Below are 3056 nucleotides of genomic sequence, written 5' to 3' on the forward strand. Positions count from 1 at the left end.
ATATGGAGTCCTCCTTGGTTATCAAATTAGGGGTCAATTCTGCAGATTTGACACCCCGCATCATACCAAGAGGGCTTTTTTTGTTCAAGTCCCCGAAAATCCTTCTAACAGGAATGCTCCCTTTTTAAAATGATAAAATTAATTTACCATAAATTTTTAGAAAAGTAAGGAAATTAACAAAAAAAGAAAAGGTGAAAAAATGAAATCGAATCATTATGATGTAATTGTTGTAGGGGCAGGTTCTATGGGGATGGCGGCCGGCTATTTTTTAGCTAAGAGTGGGAAAAGAACACTATTGCTTGATTCCTTTCATCCGCCTCACAACAATGGCAGTCATCACGGAGACACAAGAATTATCAGATACGCCTATGGGGAAGGAGCGGAATATGTTCCATTAGCGCTTAAAGCTCAAGAATTGTGGAACGACCTGGAGAAAGCGACAGGGAAGCAATTGTTTCTGCAAACCGGAGTTCTGAATGTAGGGTTGGAAAAAACGGATTTTATTCAAAACATCATTTCCAGTTCGCAGAATTATTCATTGCCATTGGAAGTTCTTACTTCAGATGAAGTCAATAAACGCTGGCCAGGAATCTCATTGTCTGGCGAATACATTGGCTGCTTTGAACCAACATCAGGTGTATTAAAGCCAGAGGAATGTATTTCAGCTTATCGAGAGCTTGCCGAGCAGCACGGGGCATCCATAATAACAAATACGAGAGTAAAAGAAATCAAAGTCCAAAAGGATAGAGTAACAGTCCAGTCCGGGAATCAAACGTTTTACTCCGATTCACTCGTTGTTTCTGCGGGTGCATGGTCGGGAGAGCTCCTATCCATGCTGGATTTGCACCTGCCTCTTCGACCGATAAGAAAAACATTTGCCTGGTTTGCTGCCAATGAAAATTTATATAATCATAAAGATTTTCCTGCCTTTGCGTTCACTACATTTAAAGGCCTTTATTATGGGTTTCCAAGTATTGATGGTTCTGGATTAAAGGTTGGTCGTCACGACGGCGGAGAACAAATAAATCCGGATCAACCTATACGTGGGTTTGGTGAATTGGTGGAAGATGAAGCCGATTTGGGGCAATTTTTGAAATCCTATATGCCCCATACAGAACAATTGAAGTACGGTAAAACCTGTATGTATACCCTAACGCCTGACGAAGATTTCATCATAGACTTACATCCTGCCTATTCAAACGTTGCCATCGCAGCCGGATTTTCCGGACATGGCTTTAAATTTAGCAGTGCTGTTGGACAGATATTATCGGAACTGATTAATTTAGGTAAGACAGAGCAAGATATCTCTCTATTTACGATTGAGCGATTTATATAAGACTTTTTTACAACCAGGCCAAACTTTAGGTTCAAGCTAAAAGGGGGTAATGATTAAATGAAGGCAGTGGTAGTAACAAATTTCGGCGGACTTGAATATTTATCATACCAAGATATTGAGGTCCCTAAAATTAATGAGGATGAAGTACTGATCCAGGTAGTCAAGACGAGTGTGAATTTTGCCGACATCAAACAGAGATATGGAAAAAAGGGTGGCAAATTACCTTTCGTTCCTGGATTGGATGCCACCGGTTATGTAGTAGAAGTTGGAGCGAAAGTATCGAATCTGACAGTAGGCCAAAGGGTGATTGCCTTTACAAAAGGCGGTTCCTATGCAGAATACGCGGTGGCGTCTCATAAGCTGGTGTATCCAATACCTGATGAGTTAGATTTTGAAACAGCAGCGGCGTGTCCGATTGTATCCTTTTTATCCTATAGACTCCTTCACAATATTGCTAGAATAGAAGCAGGAGAATCCGTGCTGGTCCATGCGGCAGCCGGAGGCGTCGGCACCACTGCCACACAGCTCGCCAAATTAATGGGGGCTAGTAAAGTGATTGGGACAGTTGGGCATCCTGATAAAATAAAAACAGCGCTTGAAAATGGCGTAGATCATGTCATTTGCTATGAGCAGGAGGACTTCGCAGCGAAGGTGAATGAACTGACAAATGGACAGGGAGTCGATATTATCCTTGATTCGATAGCCGGTGCAGTAACAGAGAACAGTTTCAATTGCCTGGCGCCATTTGGCCGGCTGGTCCATTTTGGAAATTCCTGCGGTCATGTCGGAAATATAAAAATGGTCGATTTGCATGCCAGCTGTCGGAGTGTTCATGGTTATAGTTTAGGCACGACCAGACAGAAGAGGCCGGAGCTCCTGCAGGAAACCGCGCAAAAAGTAATCCCTTACCTTGTAAACAAACAGTTAAAAATATCGGTTGGCCATAGGTTTCCACTAAAGGATGCTGCCAGTGCGCATCTATTGGTTGAAAATAGGTTAAATAAAGGGAAGATCATATTGGATGTCTTAAATTAATATGCATAAAAAGCAGGAATTCTCCTGCTCAGATTGTCGAGAAAGGGTATATTTCTCGGCAATTTTTTATTTTAATGGAAATTGAATGGCCGATTTTATTAAAATTGCCCCTGCTAGGGGGCCTGTTGATTTCCGTTCCAGGTGCTTCGCTTTCCGCGGGCGGTTCGGGAAGCCTCCTCAGCGCGTTCCGCGCCTGCGGGGTCTCCCCTGTCCCGTACTCCCGCAGGAGTCTTCGCACCTTCCACTCCAATCAACAGGAGATAATCAACCTGAAGTATTGCAACACACCTTTTCCAACCTGAATAAATGTGTCGCAATCTTTTTCATGTTCTGGCAAGCTGCGGTTTGAAGCGCTTGCTCACTTGCTTTTTTTATTCCCCGCAACCGGCAGTAGCGAAGCCCATGCAGCTCTTTTGAGTCTGCGAAGCTTCGCTCAATTTTTTCCTTTCTAAATTTATAAAGTTCTTTTCCTGATTTAGATAAGAGCATTATTAAGTTCCTCAAAATATTCGCGAGTCTCTACTTCTACCTCTTCCTTTGTAAACTTATGTTTATTGACATTTGCCTTTAAATGAGTTGAATCAGTAAATAAAACACGACCGCCTACCATTTTGTGATTCATTGCCTGAAGAACGATTTCATCAAAAATATCTTGAAAGATATCAGTATCCTTAAAACGGTGTTG

General features: G+C 42.3%; 2 protein-coding genes and 2 pseudogenes. 2 read left to right on the forward strand and 2 right to left on the reverse strand.

The window, feature by feature from the left end:
• Positions 1-199: 199 nt before the first annotated feature.
• Entirely contained in the window at positions 200-1336 is a 1137-nt protein-coding gene (gene solA, locus M3234_RS28555) for an N-methyl-L-tryptophan oxidase (protein WP_262307911.1), read from the forward strand.
• Positions 1337-1393: 57 nt separating this feature from the next.
• Positions 1394-2371, forward strand: a complete 978-nt coding sequence (locus M3234_RS28560; protein WP_262307912.1) for a quinone oxidoreductase family protein — start codon at positions 1394-1396, stop codon at positions 2369-2371.
• 264 nt (positions 2372-2635) lie between these two features.
• Here M3234_RS28560 and M3234_RS29825 read toward each other — a convergent pair.
• Both M3234_RS29825 and M3234_RS29830 read right to left on the reverse strand, forming a co-directional pair.
• Positions 2636-2842 (reverse strand): annotated as a pseudogene (locus M3234_RS29825) (transposase); the annotation flags it as partial.
• A gap of 10 nt (positions 2843-2852) precedes the next feature.
• Positions 2853-3056, reverse strand: a pseudogene (locus M3234_RS29830) (IS5/IS1182 family transposase); the annotation flags it as partial.

Source organism: Neobacillus niacini (genome assembly GCF_023715785.1).
GTDB classification, from domain to species: Bacteria; Bacillota; Bacilli; order Bacillales; family Cytobacillaceae; genus Neobacillus; species Neobacillus niacini_E.

What these genes read in the sequence shown, in the direction of transcription:
- solA (WP_262307911.1), top strand. Translation starts at nt 200, where the DNA reads ATGAAATCGAATCATTATGATGTAATTGTTGTAGGGGCAGGTTCTATG.
- M3234_RS28560 (WP_262307912.1), top strand. Translation starts at nt 1,394, where the DNA reads ATGAAGGCAGTGGTAGTAACAAATTTCGGCGGACTTGAATATTTATCA.